This is a genomic window from Dermacoccus sp. CCH2-D9, assembly GCF_001556795.1.
Lineage (GTDB): Bacteria > Actinomycetota > Actinomycetes > Actinomycetales > Dermatophilaceae > Dermacoccus > Dermacoccus nishinomiyaensis.
The window spans coordinates 1-20,003 of the sequence record NZ_LSJT01000147.1; the positions used below are offsets into that span (position 1 = coordinate 1).

The window sequence follows — 20,003 nt, forward strand, 5'->3', positions numbered from 1 at the left end:
TTCGTCGGCGCGCTCGTCGTTCTGGCGGCGCTCATCGCGGCTTGGCTGGTCGCCGTCACGCGACGGACGCAGGCCGCGGCCACGCCGGGCGCCTCATGACCGGCGCATCCGCCACAATGGATGCCGTGAACGGCCCTCCCGCGCCCCTCGAGGTCATCGCGCTCGTCGGCCCGACGGCGACGGGCAAGAGCGACCTGTCGCTCGACCTCGCCGAGCGTCTCGGCGGCGAGATCGTCAACGCCGACGCCTCCCAGTTCTACCGCGGCATGGACGTCGGGACGGCCAAGCTCGCGCCGCACGAGCGTCGGGGCATCCCGCATCACCAGATCGACACGCTCGACATCCTCGACGAGGCGACGATCGCTCGCTTCCAGGAGGGGGCGCGCGCCGACATCGCCGCCATCCTCGCGCGCGGCCGGCGCCCCATCGTCGTCGGCGGTTCGGGCCTGTACGTGCGCGCCGCGCTCGACGTCCTCGACATCCCGCCGACGGATCCGCTGGTGCGCGCCCACTTCGAACAACGCGCGGTGGCCGAGGGTTCCGGCGCCCTGCATCGCGAGCTGGCCGCGAAGGATCCGCAGGCAGCACGCGACATCCTCGCAAGCAACGTGCGGCGGGTCGTGCGGGCCCTCGAGGTCATCGAGATCACCGGGCGCCCGTTCAGCGCGAGCGCGCCGACCAAGACCTTCCTGCGCCCGACGATCGTCCTCGGCCTGCAAGCCGACCCAGACGTCCTCGTTGCCCGCATCGAACGCCGCGTCGACCTCATGTGGGCCGCCGGAATGCTCGACGAGGTGCGCGCCCTCGACGCCCGCGGCCTGCGTCAGGGCCGCACGGCGAGCCGCGCGATCGGTTACAGCCAGGCGCTGCGCCAGCTCGACGGCGACCTCGACGAGGCCGCAGCGAAGGCCGAGACGGCCATCGCGACGCGCCAGTTCGCGCGCCGTCAGCGCGCCTGGTTCCGGCCCGATCCGCGGCCGGTGTGGCTGCCGTTCGACGCTCCCGATCTGCTCGATCGTGCGCTCGCGGAGATCGTCGCCTACGCGCCGGAGCGGCACGGCGCGGTGGCGAAACCTGACGCCGACGCGGTGTGACACGATGAGCGCGTGACGCGCATCCACTTCACCAAGGGCCACGGCACGCAGAACGACTTCGTCCTCGTTCCCGACGAATCCGGCGAGCTCGACCTGACGCCCGAGCAGGTCGCCTACCTGTGCCACCGCCACGCCGGCATCGGCGCCGACGGCGTCATCCGTGTCGTGCGCACGGCGAACGTGCCCGAGGTCGCCCATCTCGCGCCGCAGGCGACGTGGTTCATGGACTACCGCAACGCTGACGGCTCGCTGGCCGAGATGTGCGGCAACGGCACGCGCGTCTTCGCCGAGTACCTGCGTTCCCGCGGTCTCGTGAGCGGTGACGAGGGGGCGCCGTTCGTGATCGCGACGCGTGCCGGGCTCAAGGAGATGGTGGCCGTGCCGCACGGCTGGGCCGTCGACCTCGGCCAGTGGCGCCTCGCCCGCGCAGAGGAGGCCGAGCGGCGGGGGATGGACTCGGTCGTCCAGGTTCACGGGTCACCGGACCCGCTGCCCGCCCTGAGCCTCGACCTCGGCAACCCGCACACCGTCGTCGCGCTGCCGCCGTCGGTGCACCTGTCGGCCCTGGACCTGAGCGACGCTCCGCACATCGACCCGCACCCCGAGCAGGGCTCGAACGTCGAGTTCGTCCACGCCATCGAGCACGCGCACATCGGCATGCGCGTCCACGAGCGCGGCTCGGGGGAGACCCGCTCATGCGGCACCGGCGCGGCTGCCGCGGCGCTCGCGACGTGGTGGTGGGGCGGCCAGCCGGCCGATCAGGTCGACTGGCGCGTCGACGTGCTCGGGGGCACGCTCGGCGTGCACATCAAGGGCACCGAGGTCGCGCTGTCCGGCCCCGCCGTGCTCGTCGCCGACGGCGAGATCGACCTGTCGCAGCTGTGAGGCTGCCTCTGTGACCGCTCGCGTCAGGCGTCGCTGCTGCGGCTGACGTCGTCGGACGCCGGCAGCGGCAGCGGCCCGCCGTCGTCGAGGCGTTCGATCGCGAGGATGCGGAATCCCTTGACGCTCGTCAGCCGCTCGATCGCATACGACGAGCCGAGCTGCTCGGCGAGCCACTTCTGCAGCGAGTCCGAGCCGAGGTTGCGCTGCACGACGAGATAGGCGTGCCCGCCTACGACGAGGCGCGGCAGCCATGTCAGCAACAGCTCGTGCAGCACCTTCTTGCCGACCCGGATCGGCGGGTTCGACCAGATGAGGTCGAACCGGACGTGGTCCGGCACCTGCGACGGCTGCGCGACGGCGACGTTCGAACACCCCTGCGCCGCAACGTTGTCGGCACACAGGTCGAGCGCACGACGGTTGACGTCGACGCCCCAGACCTGCGCTGACGGGGAGCGCAGCGCGAGCGTCGTCGTGATCGGGCCCCACCCGCAACCGACGTCGAGGAACGTCCCGCTCGGCGGCGGCGTCGGAGCGTGGTTGAGCAGGACGGCGGTACCGGCGTCGAGGCGATCGGGGCAGAAGACGCCGGGTGCTGTCGTCATCGAGACCGCGCGGTCGGCGAGGCGGAGCGTGAGGGTGCGACGCTCGTCGGCGGAGGCGGGCTCGGCGCTGAAGTAGTGGTCGTTCATCAGGGCCCAGCCTACGGCGTGTCCGTGGGGCATCCGGAAGCCGCAACCAGGCAGCCACCCGAGGCGATCAGCCCCGACGACCGGCCGCTGCCTCCATGCACGACGGGACTAAATCGGTGGCCCCGGACGTTCTCTCCTGCGACGATGCTGGTGCGGCTCTCGCTTGCGAGACAATGAACCGCACCGCAACGAACGACGACCTTCGACGTGAGGATCCAGCCCTGAACGAGCGCAACCCCGCCGACTTCCTGTCCCGCCGAGCCCAGGCTCTCGCCGACAGTGACGACGCGACCCCCACCTACGACGAGCGCGGCTTCGTCGTCGACGCCTATGACGGCGACCAGTTCGAGCGCGAAGAACGCGCGGCGCTTCGACGTGTCCACGGTCTGTCGACCGAGCTGGAGGACGTCTCCGAGGTCGAGTATCGCCAGCTGCGCCTGGAGAAGGTCGTCCTCGCCGGCGTCTGGAGCGAGGGCAACGCCGAGGACGCGGAGAACTCGCTGCGCGAGCTCGCCGCGCTGGCCGAGACGGCCGGTTCCGAGGTGCTCGCCGGCGTCGTGCAGCGCCGGCTGCGACCCGACCCCGGCACCTGGCTCGGCAAGGGCAAGGCCGAGGAACTGAAGGAGATCGTCATCGCTGAGGGTGCCGACACCGTCATCGCCGACGGCGAGCTGGCGCCCAGCCAGCGACGCGCGCTCGAGGACGTCGTCAAGGTCAAGGTCATCGACCGCACCGCGCTCATCCTCGACATCTTCGCCCAGCACGCGAAGAGCAAGGAGGGCAAGGCCCAGGTCGAGCTCGCCCAGATGCAGTACCTGCTGCCGCGTCTTCGCGGTTGGGGTGAGTCGATGTCGCGTCAGGCCGGCGGTCAGGCCGCGGGCGGTCAGGGCATGGGTTCGCGCGGTCCGGGTGAGACGAAGATCGAACTCGACCGTCGTCGCATCAACACGCGCATGGCGAAGCTGCGCCGCGAGATCGCCGAGATGAAGACGACGCGCGACACCAAGCGCAGCGGCCGACGTAACAACAACGTGCCGAGCGTCGCCATCGCGGGGTACACGAACGCCGGCAAGAGCTCGATCCTCAACCGCCTCACCAACGCGGGCGTGCTCGTGCAGAACCAGCTGTTCGCGACGCTCGATCCGACGGTGCGTCGCGCCGAGACGGCTGACGGGCGGGCCTACACCCTCGCCGACACCGTCGGGTTCGTGCGCGACCTGCCGCACCAGCTCGTCGAGGCGTTCCGTTCGACGCTCGAGGAGGTCGCGGACGCCGACCTGCTCCTGCACGTGGTCGACGGTTCGCACCCCGACCCCGAATCTCAGATCTCCGCGGTGCGCGAGGTGCTCGCCGATGTCGATGCGAGCGACGTCAAGGAGATCATCGTCATCAACAAGGCCGATGTCGCCGACCCCGACGTCATCGATCGGCTCATGCGCCACGAGAAGTACGCGATCGCGGTGTCGGCGCGCACCGGCGCGGGCCTGCCCGAGCTGCTCCAGCTCATCGCCGACGAGCTGCCGAAGCCGGAGCGCCGCGTCGACGTCCTGCTGCCGTACGAGCGCGGCGACCTGCTCAGCCGCCTCCACGCGGACGCGGAGGTCCTCTCGATCGAGCACCGCGGCGAGGGCACCTACGTCCACGCCAAGGTGATGCCGGAGCTCGAGGGTGAACTCCAGGCGTACCTGACGAACGCCTGAAGCCACGCCGTCGCGAGTTCAGCGGCGGCCGACGACGAGCCACCACTGTCACGCTCCCGTGAGGGTGGTGGCTCGTCGGCGCCTACGCGGTGAGGTGGCTCACCTGTCAGACGGCGCGGTGGTGTGTCCCACACTTCACCTAAAATGCGGGGGTGTCACCGACTTCCCGCCCTACCGCCACCGCGGAGCACCGCCGTCTCGCCCAGGCGCCGAAGGACAGCGACCCCTGGCGGCTGTGGGGGCCGTACATGGCGTCGCGGCAGTGGGGGACGGTGCGCGAGGACTACTCTGCCGACGGCAACGCGTGGGCGTATCTGCCGTTCGACCAGGCGCACCAGCGCGCCTACCGCTGGGGCGAGGACGGCCTCGCAGGATTGTGCGACCGGTTCGGTTTCTTCAACGTCTCCCTCGCCATGTGGAACGGCAAGGACGACCGACTCAAGGAACGCCTGTTCGGGTTGACGAACAACGAGGGCAACCACGGCGAGGACGTCAAGGAGGTCTGGTGGCCGATGGACGCGACGCCGACGCACTCGTGGGCGAGCTGGCTCTACCGCTACCCACAGGCCAAATTCCCCTACAACCATCTGCGGGCCGAGGCGGCACAGCGTTCGCGAACCGACGACGAGTACGAGCTGATCGACACGGGTGTCTTCGCCGAGAATCGCTTCTTCGACGTCGAGGTCAAGCACGCGAAGGCGAACCCGACCGACCTGTGCCTCGAGTACACCGTCACCAACCACGGGCCCGATGCTGCACCGCTCGACCTGGTCCCGCAGGCCTGGTACCGCAACACCTGGTCGTGGGGGCGCGACGACCGGGAGCCGTCGATCTCACTCGTCGACGCGAACACCGTGCGCGCCGAGCACGGCTGGCTCGGCGACTACGAGCTGCATGCCGACGGCAGCCCGCGCATCATCTTCTGCGACAACGAGACGAACGAAGGTGCCGTCTTCGGCCACGAGTTCAACCGTCGCGAGCTGACCAAGGACGGCTTCGACGCTCGCATCGTGCACGGTGACAGCGAGGCGATCCGCCTCGACTACGGCACAAAGGTGGGGTTCTGGTACCACTTCGACGACATCGGCCCGGGCGAGAGCGTCACCGTCAGGCTGCGGATGCGCGGGGTGGGCCGTTCCACCGCGCACCAACCGAAGGGCACCGCCCACCAGGAGCCGCCGCCCGGCGATCCCGCATTCGGTGAGGGTTTCGACATCGTCATGCGCACGCGCCGCGACGAGGCCGACGAGTTCTACGACGCCGTCATCCCCACCTCCGCCTCGCCCGACGACCGGCACATCGCGCGTCGTGCCTTCGCGGGTCTGCTGTGGGGCAAGCAGCTCTACCGCTACTACGTCGACGAGTGGCTCGCCGGCGACCCGGCCGGCGAGGCGCCGCCGCTGTCGCGCGTCACCGGCCTCGACGGGCGCCCGGGGCGCAACGTCGGATGGCGGCACCTGGCGCTCGCGGATGTCATCTCGATGCCGGACGAGTGGGAGTACCCGTGGTTCGCCGCGTGGGATCTGGCGTTCCACACGGTGCCGCTCGCGCACATCGACCCCGAGTTCGCCAAGCATCAACTCGTCCTCATGTGCCGCGAGTGGGCGCAGCACCCGAACGGCCAACTGCCCGCGTACGAGTGGGCGTTCGAGGACGTCAACCCGCCCGTCCACGCCTGGGCGTGCTGGCAGGTGTACGCCATCGACGGCGGCCAGGATCAGTCCTTCCTCATCCAGGTGTTCAACAAGCTGCTGCTCAACTTCTCGTGGTGGGTCAACCGCAAGGACGCCGACGGGACGTACCTGTTCGAGGGCGGCTTCCTCGGCATGGACAACATCACACTCTTCGACCGCTCCACCGACGTGCCGCCCGGCTACAAGCTCGAACAGTCGGACGCGACGAGCTGGATGGCGTTCTTCTCCCAGTCGATGCTGCGGATGGCGCTCGAGCTCGCGCGGCGCGAGCGCGGCTACGACAACGCCGCGACGACGTTCCTGCAGTACTTCATCAACCTCGCCCGGGCGATGGACCGCACGAGCCCCGACGTCGTCTCCAGCCTGTGGAACGAGGAGGACGGCTTCTTCTACGACGCCCTGTCCGACCCGGCAGGCCACATCACGCAGCTTCGCGTGCGTTCGATGGTGGGGTTGTTGCCGCTCATGGCCGTGCTCATCGCGCCGAGCTGGGTGCAGCACGAACTGCCCGACTTCGTCCGTGAGGTCGAGTGGATGATGGAGCGCGAGCCCGCGATGATGAAGGCGATCGCGCAGGCCGAGCACGACTCGGGCGGTGAGAAGCTGACGCTGTCGCTCATCTCCAAGCGCCGACGGGATCTGCTGCTCAAGCGATTGTTCGACGAGGAGGAGTTCCTCTCCGAATACGGCATCCGTTCGCTGTCGGCCGCCTACCGCGAGGAGTACACCGCCCAGATCGGCGGGCGGGAGATGTCGATCCACTACACGCCGGGCGAGTCCGACATCGACCTGTTCGGCGGTAACTCGAACTGGCGTGGGCCTGTGTGGTTTCCCGTCAACTTCCTCGTCGTCGACGCGCTGCGCCTCTACGCGGCCTCGACGCCTGGCGACACCGAGTACGAATACCCGACGAACTCGGGTCGGTTCATGAAGCTGTCCGACATCGTCCTCGACCTCGAGGATCGCCTGACGAACCTGTTCCGTCTCGGGCCGAACGGACGCCCGGGCGATCAGCGCGAGTACCCCGAGGGCCCGCTGTGGGACGAGCACGTGACTTCAGCGAGTACTTCCACGGTGACACCGGCGTCGGCCTCGGCGCCGCGCACCAGACGGGCTGGACCGCGCTCGTCGCGCACTACATCTGCTCCGACCACGCGCCGGCGCTGCCCGGTTTGCTGCCGGGGGAGTGACGTCGTCGTCCCCAGTCGTGACGGCTGGGGGCGCCGTCAGGGTGGCGGCGCAGGCTGATCCACAGCCCCGGCGCGCTCGAGTCGGTGCCGCGGTACGCGCTGGCCTAGGGTTGGGGCATGCCCGAACTGCCCTCCCTCGATGAGCTCATGTCTGCCGCCGTCAGTGGGGTGGGTGGGGTGCCGCGCCCCGGCCAGGCGAAGATGGCGCAGGCCGTCGAGCACGCCATCGAGACGGGCGAGCACCTGCTCGTCCAGGCGGGCACCGGCACCGGAAAGTCGCTTGCCTACCTCGTTCCCGCGATCCGGCACGCGTTCGACGTCAACAAGCCGGCCGTCGTCGCGACAGCGACGCTCGCGCTGCAGGCGCAGATCGTCGACCGCGACATGCCACGCCTCGCCGATGCCCTCGAGCCGCTGCTCGGGCGGCGTCCGACGTACGCGCTCGTCAAGGGCAGGCGCAACTACCTGTGCCAGCACAAGCTGGCGGGCGGCTACCCCGACGACGACGCCGACACGCTGCTCGGTGTCGGCCAGGTCGACGCCGACGCGGGTCGCACGGGCCGCGAGGTCGTCCGGCTGCGCGAGTGGGCGAACGAGACCGACTCGGGGGATCGTGACGAGCTCGTGCCCGGCGTCTCGGAGAAGGCATGGCGGCAGGTGTCGGTCTCCAGCCACGAATGCCTCGGCAGCAAGTGCCCCGTCGTCGAGGAGTGCTTCGTCGAGCTGGCGCGTGCCGACGCGAAGGAGGTCGACGTCGTCGTCACGAACCATTCGTTCATGGCGATCGATGCTTTCGAGGGCCGCCAGATGCTGCCCGAGCACGACGTCGTCGTCGTCGACGAGGCGCACGAACTCGTCGATCGGGTGACGGCGACGATCACCGACGAGCTGACGACGGGCACGATCAGCGCCGCCGCGAAACGGTGCGGGCGCCTCGCCGACACCGACGACCTCAAGCGCTCGGCCGACCTGCTCAAGGACGCCCTCGAGCAACACCAGGAAGGGCGGCTGCTCGGGCTGTCCGACCCGCTCGAGATGGCGATCCGCGCCATCCTCGACGCGGCACGCTCGATCGCGAGCGAGCTCAAGCCCAAGAACCCGCAGGACAACGACGGCGTGCGTCAGATGGCGCGCGCGGCGATCGACGACATCTTTTCCACCTGCGAGCGCATCCTCGAAGAACGCGAACTCGACGTGCTGTGGATCTCGCACAATGCGCGCGCGAACATCACGGCGCTTAGGGTCGCGCCGATGAGCGTCGCGATGCTCATGCGCGACAAGATCTTCGGCGAGCGGACCGTCGTCATGACGTCGGCGACCCTCGAACTGGGCGGCAGTTTCGACGCTGTCGCCGGCACGCTCGGCCTGCGCGGCGCGGGTGGCCCGGCGTGGAACGGCCTGGACGTCGGCTCACCGTTCGACTACCCCAAGCAGGGCATCGCCTACGTCGCGCAGCACCTGCCCGCGCCGGGGCGCGACGGCATGTCCGAGCAGGCGTTCGACGAGATCGAGACGTTGATCCGCGCCGCGGGCGGGCGCACGCTCGGGCTGTTCTCCTCGATGCGCGCCGCGCAGAGCGCCGCCGAGGCGATGCGTGAACGCCTCGGCGACGACTTCCCCGTCCTGTGCCAGGGCGAGGACCAGATGGGCACGCTGGTGCGCCGTTTCGCCTCCGACGCGAACACCTGCCTGTTCGGCACGATGACGCTGTGGCAGGGCGTCGACGTGCCCGGTTCGAGCCTGCAGCTCGTCATCATCGACCGCATCCCGTTCCCTCGCCCCGACGACCCGCTCGCCTCGGCGCGCTCGCAGGCCATCGCCAAGATGGGTGGCAACGGGTTCATGGCAGTCTCCGGCACGCACGCGGCGTTGCGGCTCGCGCAGGGTGCCGGTCGCCTCATCCGTCATGCCGACGATCGCGGCGTCGTCGCCTTTCTCGACTCGCGCATGATGACGGCGCGCTACGCCGGGTTCCTGCAGCGGTCGCTCCCACCGTTCTGGCCGACGACGGATCGCGCGCTCATCCTCAAGGCCCTCGCGCGCCTCGACGAGAACGCGCCCCCGATCCGCGCCGTCGCGGAGGCCGGCACCCGCTCGACGAAGGCGCCGACGAAGAAACCCGCGACGTCACAGCAGGCCGGGCAGGCCGGTGCCGACGCCGCGTCGGAGGCGAGGCGCGAGGAGGCGCGCTCCCGGGCCCTGGCCGCGGCGCAGGCGGCCGGCGTCAGCGGCATGGGCACCGCCAGCGCGCTGCAGGCACCCCCGCCGAAGCCTGCCCCCGTCGAGGAGAGCGCCCGCACCGCCGTCACCGACGGGCACGCCTGGACGGCCGAGGCCGACGAGGAACTGCGCGAGGGCATCGGCATGGGCCTGACGCTCGACGAACTCGCCGATCACCTCGAGATGAGCGAGGACGCCGTCGTCGCGCGCTGCGAACAGCTCGGCCTGCGCCCGCAGGGATCCTGACGTGGCGGATGGCGCATCGTGTGGCGCGGGTGCGTTGTCGGTGGCGAGTGAGAGGGTGACGGCATGAGCGACGTCCCGCAGATCATCCTCGTCACCGGGCCTGAGCGCATCCTCGCCCAGCGCGCCGTCGAGGAGAGCCTCGAGGCCATCACGGCCGCGCACCCGGAGGCCGAGGTCGTGCGCATCGACGTCGCCGAGTACCAGCCCGGGCGTCTCACGACGGAGTTGTCGCCGAGCCTGTTCGGTGGGCGCCGCGTCATCGTCGTGCGTGATTTCGACGAGGCGCCGGACGCCCTTGTCGACGAGCTCGAGGACGCGCTGAAGGTCGGTCTCGACGACGTCAACCTCATCGTGCTGCACAAGGGCGGCAACCGCGCCAAGCGCGTGCTGGATGCGCTCAAGAAGGCGAAGGCGCGCGTCATCGAGGCGCCGGCGATCAAGTCGGATCGCGACAAGTCGGCGTTCGTCATGAACGAGTTTCGTCGCGCACGCCGCCGCATCACACCCGAGGGCGTGCGGGCGCTGCTCGAGGCGGCCGGCAAGGACACCTCGGAGCTCGCCGCGGCGTGCCGTCAGCTCGTCGACGACACGAGCGGCATCGTCGACGAGAACACCGTCGGCACCTACCACGGCGGCAAGGTGGAGGCGACGGGCTTCCGCGTGGCCGACGCGACCGTCGCCGGCAACGCGCCCGAGGCCCTGCGGCTGCTGCGCCACGCGTTCGCCTCTGGGATCGATCCCGTGCCGATCGTCGCCGTCCTCGCCTCGCAGCTGCGCCAGGTCGCCAAGGTCGCCTCGGCCGGCAGTGGACGCAGTGCGGATCTCGCGAAGCAGCTGGGGATGCCACCCTGGCAGGTCGACAAGGCGCGGACGGCGTCGCGCGGATGGGACGGCGTCCGTCTCGGACGCGCGATCCAGGCCGTCGCCGCGGCCGACTTCGCCGTCAAGGGTGGTGGACGCGATCCGCAGTACGCCGTCGAGCACGTGGTCCTCGAGATCTGTCGTCAGCGCCACGCGCCGAGCGAGCGTCACTGACGGCCTCGGGCCCGCCGCCCCGATTGCGCCGCGCGGTCGCTTGGCTGGTAGATTTGAGCGAGTGCGTGTGGGCTCAGGTCGTGCGCACACGCAACAGCAGTAACCAGCGGTCTCTCATCGCCAGGTGTCCCCACGCCATATCCGAGAGGCCGTCTGTCGCCCTCACGACAGAACACATTCGACCGAAGAAGTGAGATTTTCGTGGCAAACATCAAGTCGCAGATGAAGCGGATCAAGACGAACGAGATTCGTACCGAGCGCAACAAGGCCTACAAGTCCGAACTGCGCACGTGGATCCGCAAGTTCCGCGCCGAGGTCGAGGCCGGCAACAAGGACGCCGCGTCGACGGCCCTCGCTGCTGCCTCGCGCAAGCTGGACAAGGCTGTCTCCAAGGGAGTCATCCACAAGAACCAGGCCGCCAACAAGAAGTCGGCCATGGCGAAGCAGCTCAACCAGATCTGATCGCCGTGGTGCTTCGCGAGAAGCGCTTCGCATGACGTGGGCCGTCACCTCCCGAGGTGGCGGCCTTCGTCATGCCAGGGCCCGGGCGGGCCGAGGACGAGGCGACGCGCTGCCCGAACCGGCCAGCGCGGGAAAACGCCGACGACGTGCCCCCGGCCGCCCTGACATAATGAGCCGGAACTTTCGCGGGGCCTGCCCGCACCGACGCGATGTGAGGACGATCCCTTGAGCGAGACCGAACACAGCCAGCGCTACACCGCGGAACTGGCGGGGCAGATCGAGCGCCGCTGGCAGGACGCGTGGGAGGAGGCAGGCACCTTCGAGGCCCCCAACCCGAGCGGACCGTGGGCGGACGAGCAGGGCGTCGCCGGGCGTGACAAGGTCATGATCCAGGACATGTTCCCCTACCCCTCGGGTGCGGGGCTGCACGTCGGTCACCCGCTCGGCTACATCGCGACGGACGTCTACGCGCGCTATCAGCGCACCCAGGGCAAGAACGTCCTCTACACCCTCGGCTACGACGCGTTCGGGCTGCCTGCCGAGCAGTACGCCGTTCAGACGGGCCAGCACCCGCGCAAGACGACCGAGGACAACATGGTCAACATGCGTCGTCAGCTGCGCCAGCTCGGGCTGTCGCACGACGCGCGCCGCACGTTCGCGACGATCGACCCGTCGTACTACAAGTGGACGCAGTGGATCTTCCTGCAGATCTTCGACGCCTGGTACGACCCGGACGAGAGCAAGGCCCGCCCGATCGACACCCTCGTCGAGGCGTACGAGAGCGGCCGCGTCGCGACGCCGTCGGGCGAGGCGTGGGGCGACCTCGACGCCGCTGGGCGCGCTGAGGCGATCAACGCGCGCCGCCTGGCGTACAAGTCGGACGCCCCCGTCAACTGGTCGCCGGGCCTCGGCACCGTCGTCGCGAACGAGGAGGTGACGGCGGACGGCCGCACCGAGCGCGGCAACTTCCCGGTGTTCAAGCGCAACCTGCCGCAGTGGATGATGCGCATCACCGACTACGCCGACCGTCTCGTCGACGATCTCGAGCGCCTCGACTGGCCCGAGTCGATCAAGCTGCAGCAGCGCAACTGGATCGGGCGCAGCAACGGCGCGTCGGTGCGTTTCGACGTCGCGACCCAGGCCGGTTCGGGCGAACAGATCGAGGTCTTCACGACGCGTCCCGACACGATCTTCGGCGCGACGTTCATGGTGCTCGCGCCGGAGCACCCGCTGCTCGAGACGATCGTCCCGGAAGCCTGGCCAGCCGGGACGAATGAGTCGTGGACGGCGGGTGCCGGGACGCCGCGCGACGCCGTCGCCGCCTACCGCCGTGAGGCCTCGCGCAAGAGCGACGTCGAGCGTCAGGCGGGGGAGAAGGGCAAGTCGGGTGTGTTCACCGGTGCCTTCGCGACGAATCCCGTGACGGGTCGGGCGGTGCCCGTGTTCGTCGCCGACTACGTCCTCATGGGCTACGGCACGGGCGCGATCATGGCCGTGCCCGCGCAGGACGAGCGTGACTGGGAGTTCGCGCAGGCCTACGGCCTCGACATCGTGCGCACCGTCCAGCCGAGCGAGGGCCACCCGGAGGATCAGCCGTACACGGGCCAGGGCGCCGCGATCAACTCGTCGACGGCCGGGCTGTCGCTCGACGGGCTCGACATCGAGACGGCGAAGAGGAAGGTCATCGAGTGGCTCGAGGCCAACGAGCGTGGCACGGGCACGACCACGTACCGCCTGCGCGACTGGCTGTTCTCGCGTCAGCGCTACTGGGGCGAGCCGTTCCCGATCGTCTACGACGAGGACGGGACGGCGCACGCGCTGCCGGAGTCGATGCTGCCCGTCGAACTGCCCGAGGTAGCCGACTACTCGCCGAAGACGTACGACCCGGAGGACGCCGAGTCGATGCCCGAGTCGCCGCTGTCGCGCGCCGACGAGTGGGTCAGCGTCGAACTCGACCTCGGCGACGGTGTCAAGAGGTACACGCGTGAGACGAACACGATGCCCAACTGGGCCGGTTCGTGCTGGTACGAGCTGCGCTATGCCGACCCCGCGAACACCGAGCGCTTCGTCGACGCGGGGTGCGAGGAGTACTGGCTCGGCAAGGGCCGCGGCTTCGGCAAGGGTGTCGCGAACGACCCGGGCGGCGTCGACCTGTACGTCGGTGGCGCGGAGCACGCCGTCCTGCACCTGCTGTACGCGCGCTTCTGGCACAAGGTGCTGTTCGACCTCGGCCTCATCTCGAGTGAGGAGCCGTTCCGCAAGCTGTTCAACCAGGGCATGGTCCAGGCGTACGCCTTCCGCGACGGGCGCGGCCAACCCGTGCCGGCCGCGGAGGTGCGCGAGCGCGTCGAGGGCGACGAGACGATCTACGAGTGGCAGGGCCAGCGAGTCACCCGCGAGTACGGGAAGATGGGCAAGTCGCTCAAGAACGTCGTGACGCCCGATGAGATGTGCGACACCTACGGTGCCGACACGTTCCGCGTCTACGAGATGTCGATGGGTCCGCTCGACGCCTCGCGACCGTGGGAGACGCGCGCCGTCGTCGGATCACAGCGCTTCCTGCAGCGCCTGTGGCGCAACGTCGTCGACGAGAACACCGGTGAGCTGCGGGTCGACGAGGAGGGGATGGACGAGGCCACGACACGCCTCGTGCACCGCACGATCGACGGCGTCACCGGCGACTACGAGAACCTGCGCTTCAACACGGCCGTCGCGAAGCTGATCGAACTCAACAACGCGCTGACGAAGCTCGACGCCGTGCCGCGCGAGGCCGCGGAGGCCATCGTCCTCATGACGGCGCCGCTCGCCCCGCACCTCGGCGAGGAGCTGTGGCGCCGCCTCGGACACGAGCAGAGCCTCGCGTTCGAGCCGTTCCCGACAGCCGACCCGGCGCACCTCGTGCAGGGCACCGTCGTCGCCGTCGTCCAGGTCGCGGGCAAGGTGCGTGACCGTCTCGACGTCGCCGCCGACATCAGCGAGGCCGACCTCGAGGCCGCGGCGCTCGCCAGCGAGAAGGTGCAGAACTTCCTCGAGGGCAAGCAGGTGCGCAAGGTCATCGTGCGCGCGCCGAAGCTCGTCAACATCGTCGCGGGCTGATGGCTCGAGCCGGTGGCAGGGCCGGTCGGGTCGGTGTCGTCACCGACTCGACCGCCTGCCTCCCCGCCGAGTTGGTCGCAGGCTGCGCGCCTGACGCGGCGAGCCTGCTGAGGGTCGCGCCGCTCAACGTCACGATCGGCGACGTCACGCGCCCCGAGGACGAGTTGGGGGCTGACGCGGTCGCCTCCGCACAGGCCGAGGGGATAGCGGTGACGACGTCGCGCCCGTCACCGGCGGCGTTCGTCGAGGCCTACCGGGCGCTCGCGGACGCCGGATGCACGAGCATCGTGTCGCTGCACGCATCGCAGGCGTTGTCGTCGACGGTGAGCTCGGCGCGGCTGGCGTCGCTCGAGGCGGGGTTGGACGTCGAGGTTGTCGACTCGCGCACGCTGGGCATGGCGCTCGGTTTCGGCGTGCTCGCGGCGCTGCGCTGGTCGCAGGCCGGGTATGACGTCGACGCCGTGGCCGAGGCGGCGCGCGCCACGTGCGCGTCGTCGCGCACGGCGTTCTACGTCGACTCGTTGGAACCGCTGCGCCGCGGCGGGCGGATCGGGCGAGCCGGGGCTCTGTTCGGCTCGGCGTTGTCGATCAAACCGCTGCTGCAGGTCGACGACGGCGTCATCGCGCCGCTCACGCGCGTGCGATCGCGGGGCAAGGCCGTCGAGCGGCTCGGGACGTGGGCTCTGGCTCAGGCCGAGAACCTCGGCGAGGGCAAACGCGTCTGCGCCGTGCACTCGCTGCAGCACTCCGAGTTGGCGCAGGTGCTCGTCGACCGGTTGGGCGGTGGCGCGTCCCCTGGGGCGGGGCGGGACGGTGAAGCGCGTTCCGCTGAAGCGAGCTCGACCGGTTCGTCTGGGGGTTCCGGTGACGATGCGACGGGGCCGGCCGGGCCGGCCGGGCCGGGCGGCCGGGCTGAGGGTCCGCGAGCGGGCGGTGCCGCAGGCGCGGCGGGCCCCGATGCGGCCGACCAGGTTGGCGACGTGGCTGCGCTCGGAGCGCCCTCGCCGGACGGAACACGGGGCGACGGTGCCGGCGCTGGAGCGGAGGCCGACGCCGCGTCGTCGTCAGCCGTGCGGTGGGCGATGGCGCCGGTGCAGGCGCGCCTAGGAGCCGTCGTCACCGCGCACGTGGGAGCCGGAGCACTCGGCGCCGTCGTCGCGGTGATGCCGGAACCGCCGGGCTGACGACGGCTGCTGCGAGCCGCATCGGCCGCGCCTCTTCCACAGCTGTGACGGCCACGGGCCCATCCGGCACGCGCCTGCACGCGTTTCCACACCTTCGGCTCGCGTCAGCGAGCGTGGAGGGATGGGGCTTCTTACCGTCGAGGCATGACCCGCAGAACGCTGCCCGAGACCGACGACCGGCTCGACGAGGTGCTCGCCGAGATCGAACGCGCCCGCCACGAACCGACGTGGGTGCCCGAACCGGAACGCACCGCCCGCCGACTCGTCCGAGCACCGGACGGCCTCGAGGACGCCCGATGGCGTCCCTCGCGTCCGGCTGCCCTGCTCATCGGCGTGTGCGCGGTGCTCGCCGTCGCCGTGCTGGGGCTGCGTCTGCTGCTCAGTTCCGGAGATGACGGTGCGGCACCGAAGGCGCTCATCGCGTCGTCATCGCCGCGTATCGCCGGGAGCGCCAGCGTGGCGACGACGGGGAGTAGGGGTGCTGCGTCGACGCCGTCTCACAGCACTGCCATGGCTTCGGTCGCCGGCGCGACGAGCGGCGCGCCTCTCAGCATTCACGTCGTCGGGGCGGTGCGGCGCCCGGGCGTCGTCCAGGTGCCGGCCGGAAGCCGCGTCGCGGATGCCGTGACGGCGGCCGGCGGGATGTCGGGTGCCGACGCGACGGCGATCAACCTGGCTCGGCCGCTCGCCGATGGGGAGCAGGTCCACGTCCCCCGCCCGGGCGAGAGCGTCCCCCCGCCGGTGCCCGTGGCGCCGGCTGCAGGGGCCACCGCACCGGGCGCTCCGGCGGCCGTGGCGGGCCCGACTGCTCCGGGAGCGCCCGGTGGCGGGGCCGCGGCCGGGGGCGTCGTCAACGTCAACACCGCGGACGCGACATCGCTCGACGCGTTGCCCGGGGTCGGGCCGGTTCTCGCGCAGCGCATCGTCGAGTGGCGTGAGAAGAACGGTCGGTTCTCGAGCGTCGACGAACTCGGTGAGGTCTCCGGTATCGGCGACAAGATGCTCGATCGCCTGCGCAGCAAGGTCACCGTGTGAGTCTCGGCGGCCACGACATGCGGTTGTTGTCGGCCGCGTGCGTCGCCTGGGCGGCCCTCGCCACCCTGCTCTCGGCTCGCCCCGACCCCGCGATCGTGGTCGTCGTCCTCGCCCTCGTGACGATCGTCGCCGGGGCCCTCGCGTTCGGGACGCGCTTGCCTGGTCTACGGGCGGACCAGTCAGCCCGAGCCCGGCACGAGGGCGAGGATGACGAGAATCCGGCGTCATCCCACGGGTCGGGGTGGGCGCTCTGGGCGCTGCTGGTCATCGCGCTGACGACGATCGTCCTCGCTGCGGCGCAGGTGACGTTGGCGCACGAGGAAGCCGGGCCGGTGACGACGCTGGCCCGTGACCGCGCCGTCGCGACACTCGAGGCGAGAGTGACGGGCCAGCCGCACCGGGTCGTCGGCGCCGGAGGCGACGAGCGCTTCGTCGTCCCGGCCCAGATCGACCGCATCACGGCGCGCGGACGCACGCAGGAGGTCGCGACGCCCGTCATCCTCGTCGGCGATCGTCGGTGGACGAACCTCACCTGGCAGTCCCACCTGCGGGCGCGCGGGCGTCTGGCCCCATCGCAGCGTCTCGGGGCGGCGCGCGCCGTCGTGCAGGTCAACGGTGCCCCGGACGTCGTCGGCGCTCCGCCCTGGGTGGTGACGACACTCGAACCTGTTCGGGCCGGGCTCGTCGGCGCCTCGTCGCAGTTGCCGGACGACCCCGCCGGCCTGTTGCCCGCGCTCGTCGTGGGCGACACGGCCCATCTACCGGACGACCTGACGGACGCGATGAACGCCACCGGCATGTCGCACCTCAACGCCGTGAGCGGTTCGAACGTGACGGTCGTCCTCGTCGCGACGATGTGGTTGTTGGGGTGGTCGCGCACGTCACGTCGGGTGCGGGTGGCCCTGGCTCTCGTCGCGCTCGCCGCGTACGTCGTCCTGTGCCGACCCGAACCGAGCGTGGTGCGCGCGGCCGCGATGGGTGCCGTGGGAGTGCTCGGCACGTCGTGGGGACGCGAACGCGCCGCCTGCCCGGCGCTCGCGGCAGCCATCGTCGGATTGTTGGTGTGGGATCCGTGGCTTGCCGTCAGCGTCGGCTTCGCCTTGTCGGCGCTGGCGACGCTCGGGCTCGTTCTGTTCGCGCGACGCTGGTCGCAGGCCCTGCTCACGAAGCTCGGTTCGCGGCGCGGCCGGTTCGTCGACGGGATGGTCGAGATCACCTGCGTCCCGCTCGCCGCGCAGGCGCTGTGCCTGCCGGTGCTCGTCGCCCTCAATTCGTCGGTGTCGTGGGTCTCGATCCCCGCGAACGTCACGGCCGAGCCATTCGTCGCGCCGGCGACGCTCGGTGGCATGATCGTGTCGACCGTCGCCGTCATCGCTCCGACGCTCGCAGGGTGGCTCGTGTGGTTGCCGGGGCTGCCCACCTGGGTGATCTGCGCAGTGGCCCGCCTCGCTGACGCCGTCCCCGGCGGCTCGGTGCCCTGGCTCCCGGGGCTGGCCGGAGTCGTGCTCGCCATTGTCGTCGTGGCCGTGCTCCTGTGCGCGTGGCGGGCCATCGTCTTCACCGGTCGCTTCGGTCTCGTCGCGCTCGGGGTCGCGGGGGCGCTCCTGGCGGCTGTGCTCGCGCCGTTGCCGGGGGAGTCGGCCGCACCGCCCGCGTGGGTCTATGCGCAGTGCGCGGTGGGTCAGGGGGATGCCGCGCTCGTGCGCACCGGGGCGACGCGCGCCGTCATGATCGACGTGGGGCCTGCCGACGGCCATCCCGCGCAATGCCTCGAGCGCCACGGCATCACGACGCTCGACGCCGTCATCCTCACCCACTTCCACGCCGACCACGTGGGCGGACTGGCTGAGGTCTTGCGTGCTTCCGACGCTCCGGTGGCGGTCCTCGGAACGTGGGTCATGGAGGGCGCTCAGGAGAGCGAGGGACTCAAAGGCCGCGGTACAGCGGCGTCGTCACGATCGCGCGGCGAGCAGGGCGCGTTGGGTTCGGTGCAAGCAGCGCTCGAACAGCCTCGGGCTTCGCTCGGGGCGCTCGCACCGGGACAACGCCTCGTCATCGGCGAGGTGACGATCGAGGTGCTGTGGCCGCGCCGCGTCATGACGGAGGGGTCGGTGCAGAACAACGCCTCACTCGTGCTCGACGTATCGGCGCCCGCGTATCACGCGCTCATGCTGGGCGATTGCGAACGTGAGGCGCAGGCCGCGGTGATCGAACAGGTGCGTCAGAGCGCCCGGCGACGCGCGTTCGACCTCGTCAAGGTGGCGCACCACGGTAGCTCCAACCAGAACGAGCGCCTCTACGAGGCGGCGGCCGCGCGTCAGGCCGTGATCGGGGTGGGCGCCGGCAACGACTACGGTCACCCGACGAAGAAGACGCTCGAACTGCTGGCCCGGCACGACGCGCGGGTGTGGCGTACCGACACGCAGGGTGACGTGGACGCCCTCGCGACGGGTGGCTCGATCAGCCTGCAGGCTCAGCGATGAGCGTGCTGCGCGCTCGGCACCCGTGCTGCCGCGTCGGCGAGGGCTTCGAGGGTGGCGGTGACGGCGGGGACCCGCTGCAGGTCGGGTGTCGTCACGGCGAACACGCAGCGCCGGCTCGACGGCAGCAGCGGCAACGTCACGACGTCCGGATGCGACGTGGAGCGCAGGATCAGCTCGGGAATGAGCGCGACGCCGAGGCCCTCCGCGACGAGGCCGAGAACGGTGACATAGTCCTCCGTCTCGAACGCGACGTCGGGCGCGTAACCGGCGCCCTGGGCGAGGCTGACGAGGTGGCCACGGCATCGGGGGCACCCCGCGATCCACGAGGCGTCGCTGAGCTCCTCCATGCGGACGCTCTCGGCTGCGGCGAGGGGGTGATCGCGCGGGACGGCGAGACGCACGTCGTCGTGCAGGAGCCCGCGGGTGAGGAACGGGTCCAGGTCCTCGCCTGCGGGGAGCGGGTCCGCGTCGTCGTACGTGAACGCCACGGCGACGTCGCAATCGCCGGCACGCAGGCTCGCCAGGGATTCCGGGGGTTCGGCCTCGGCGAAGCTGACCTTGACGTCTGGGAACCGCTCCTTGACGAGTGCGAGGGCGCGCGGGACGAGCGTTGACGATGCCGACGGGAACGCCATGAGGCGCACCCGCCCGGCGCGCAACCCAGCGATGGCGGCGACCTCACTCTCGGCGGCCTCGAGGGCACTGAGGACGGGCGTCGCCGTGCGCGCCAGCACCTGCCCGGCCTCCGTCAGCCGCACCGAGCGGCCGAGGCGCTCCACTAGAGCCGTCCCGGTCTTCTCCTCGAGACGGCGCACCATCTGCGACACGGCCGGCTGAGAATAGCCGAGAGCGGCAGCGGCGGCGGTGAAGCTGCCCTCGTCGCTGATCGCCTTCATGACGCGGAGCCCGGCTGCATCGATCATGCACCAAGAATAACGTGCTCTTATCCATTGTTGAGACAATCGAACGCAGACCTATGGGAGGGGCAGG

General features: G+C 70.6%; 13 protein-coding genes. 11 read left to right on the forward strand and 2 right to left on the reverse strand.

Annotation, left to right across the window (positions count from 1 at the left end):
* Positions 1-116 precede the first annotated feature (116 nt).
* Both miaA and dapF read left to right on the forward strand, forming a co-directional pair.
* Positions 117-1,094 carry a tRNA (adenosine(37)-N6)-dimethylallyltransferase MiaA gene (gene miaA, locus AX669_RS12275; RefSeq protein ID WP_062258673.1) on the forward strand — a complete coding sequence of 326 codons (978 nt, stop codon included), beginning with the start codon at positions 117-119 and terminating at the stop codon, positions 1,092-1,094.
* 12 nt (positions 1,095-1,106) lie between these two features.
* On the forward strand, positions 1,107-1,979 hold the full coding sequence (gene dapF / locus AX669_RS12280) for a diaminopimelate epimerase (RefSeq protein ID WP_062258675.1): 873 nt from the start codon (positions 1,107-1,109) through the stop codon (positions 1,977-1,979).
* Positions 1,980-2,002: 23 nt separating this feature from the next.
* On the opposite strand, the gene AX669_RS12285 is transcribed toward dapF, so the two are convergent.
* Positions 2,003-2,668: a class I SAM-dependent methyltransferase gene (locus AX669_RS12285; RefSeq protein WP_006944580.1), complete on the reverse strand. Its 666-nt coding sequence runs from the start codon at positions 2,666-2,668 to the stop codon at positions 2,003-2,005.
* A gap of 173 nt (positions 2,669-2,841) precedes the next feature.
* Between AX669_RS12285 and hflX the strand changes: the two genes are divergently transcribed.
* The 9 genes from hflX to AX669_RS12330 all read left to right on the forward strand — a co-directional run bounded on the left by hflX (position 2,842) and on the right by AX669_RS12330 (position 19,013).
* Entirely contained in the window at positions 2,842-4,368 is a 1,527-nt protein-coding gene (hflX, locus tag AX669_RS12290) for a GTPase HflX (RefSeq protein WP_006944588.1), read from the forward strand.
* Between the two features lie 152 nt (positions 4,369-4,520).
* On the forward strand, positions 4,521-7,310 hold the full coding sequence (locus AX669_RS12295; protein ID WP_231729599.1) for a glucosidase: 2,790 nt from the start codon (positions 4,521-4,523) through the stop codon (positions 7,308-7,310).
* A gap of 59 nt (positions 7,311-7,369) precedes the next feature.
* On the forward strand, positions 7,370-9,718 hold the full coding sequence (locus AX669_RS12300) for an ATP-dependent DNA helicase (RefSeq protein ID WP_062258678.1): 2,349 nt from the start codon (positions 7,370-7,372) through the stop codon (positions 9,716-9,718).
* 63 nt (positions 9,719-9,781) lie between these two features.
* A complete protein-coding gene (holA, locus tag AX669_RS12305) occupies positions 9,782-10,753 on the forward strand; it encodes a DNA polymerase III subunit delta (protein WP_062258679.1) in 972 nt (323 codons plus the stop codon).
* 201 nt (positions 10,754-10,954) lie between these two features.
* Complete coding sequence (rpsT, locus tag AX669_RS12310) at positions 10,955-11,215, forward strand: 30S ribosomal protein S20 (protein WP_006944584.1); 261 nt, start codon at positions 10,955-10,957, stop codon at positions 11,213-11,215.
* Positions 11,216-11,440: 225 nt separating this feature from the next.
* Entirely contained in the window at positions 11,441-14,311 is a 2,871-nt protein-coding gene (gene leuS / locus AX669_RS12315; protein WP_062258681.1) for a leucine--tRNA ligase, read from the forward strand.
* On the forward strand, positions 14,311-15,495 hold the full coding sequence (locus AX669_RS12320; protein ID WP_062258686.1) for a DegV family protein: 1,185 nt from the start codon (positions 14,311-14,313) through the stop codon (positions 15,493-15,495). Before leuS ends, AX669_RS12320 begins: the two co-directional genes overlap by 1 nt.
* Positions 15,496-15,639: 144 nt before the next feature.
* Positions 15,640-16,530 carry a ComEA family DNA-binding protein gene (locus AX669_RS13125; RefSeq protein WP_082740959.1) on the forward strand — a complete coding sequence of 297 codons (891 nt, stop codon included), beginning with the start codon at positions 15,640-15,642 and terminating at the stop codon, positions 16,528-16,530.
* The gene (locus AX669_RS12330) at positions 16,527-19,013 is read left to right on the forward strand and encodes a ComEC/Rec2 family competence protein (protein WP_062258689.1); all 2,487 of its coding nucleotides are present in this window, start codon (positions 16,527-16,529) and stop codon (positions 19,011-19,013) included. The genes AX669_RS13125 and AX669_RS12330 overlap by 4 nt, the downstream gene beginning before the upstream one ends.
* Here AX669_RS12330 and AX669_RS12335 read toward each other — a convergent pair.
* Positions 19,004-19,936, reverse strand: coding sequence for a LysR family transcriptional regulator (locus AX669_RS12335; RefSeq protein ID WP_062258691.1), 933 nt, complete (start codon positions 19,934-19,936; stop codon positions 19,004-19,006). The two genes, AX669_RS12330 and AX669_RS12335, sit on opposite strands and share 10 nt — an antisense overlap.
* Between the last annotated feature and the right edge of the window lie 67 nt (positions 19,937-20,003).

Bases quoted from the DNA above. Each gene is read 5' to 3' on its own strand.
- miaA (WP_062258673.1), top strand. From the start codon at position 117: ATGGATGCCGTGAACGGCCCTCCCGCGCCCCTCGAGGTCATCGCGCTC.
- AX669_RS12285 (WP_006944580.1), bottom strand. From the start codon at position 2,668: ATGAACGACCACTACTTCAGCGCCGAGCCCGCCTCCGCCGACGAGCGT.
- hflX (WP_006944588.1), top strand. From the start codon at position 2,842: ATGAACCGCACCGCAACGAACGACGACCTTCGACGTGAGGATCCAGCC.
- AX669_RS12300 (WP_062258678.1), top strand. From the start codon at position 7,370: ATGCCCGAACTGCCCTCCCTCGATGAGCTCATGTCTGCCGCCGTCAGT.
- holA (WP_062258679.1), top strand. From the start codon at position 9,782: ATGAGCGACGTCCCGCAGATCATCCTCGTCACCGGGCCTGAGCGCATC.
- AX669_RS12320 (WP_062258686.1), top strand. From the start codon at position 14,311: ATGGCTCGAGCCGGTGGCAGGGCCGGTCGGGTCGGTGTCGTCACCGAC.
- AX669_RS13125 (WP_082740959.1), top strand. From the start codon at position 15,640: ATGACCCGCAGAACGCTGCCCGAGACCGACGACCGGCTCGACGAGGTG.
- AX669_RS12335 (WP_062258691.1), bottom strand. From the start codon at position 19,936: ATGATCGATGCAGCCGGGCTCCGCGTCATGAAGGCGATCAGCGACGAG.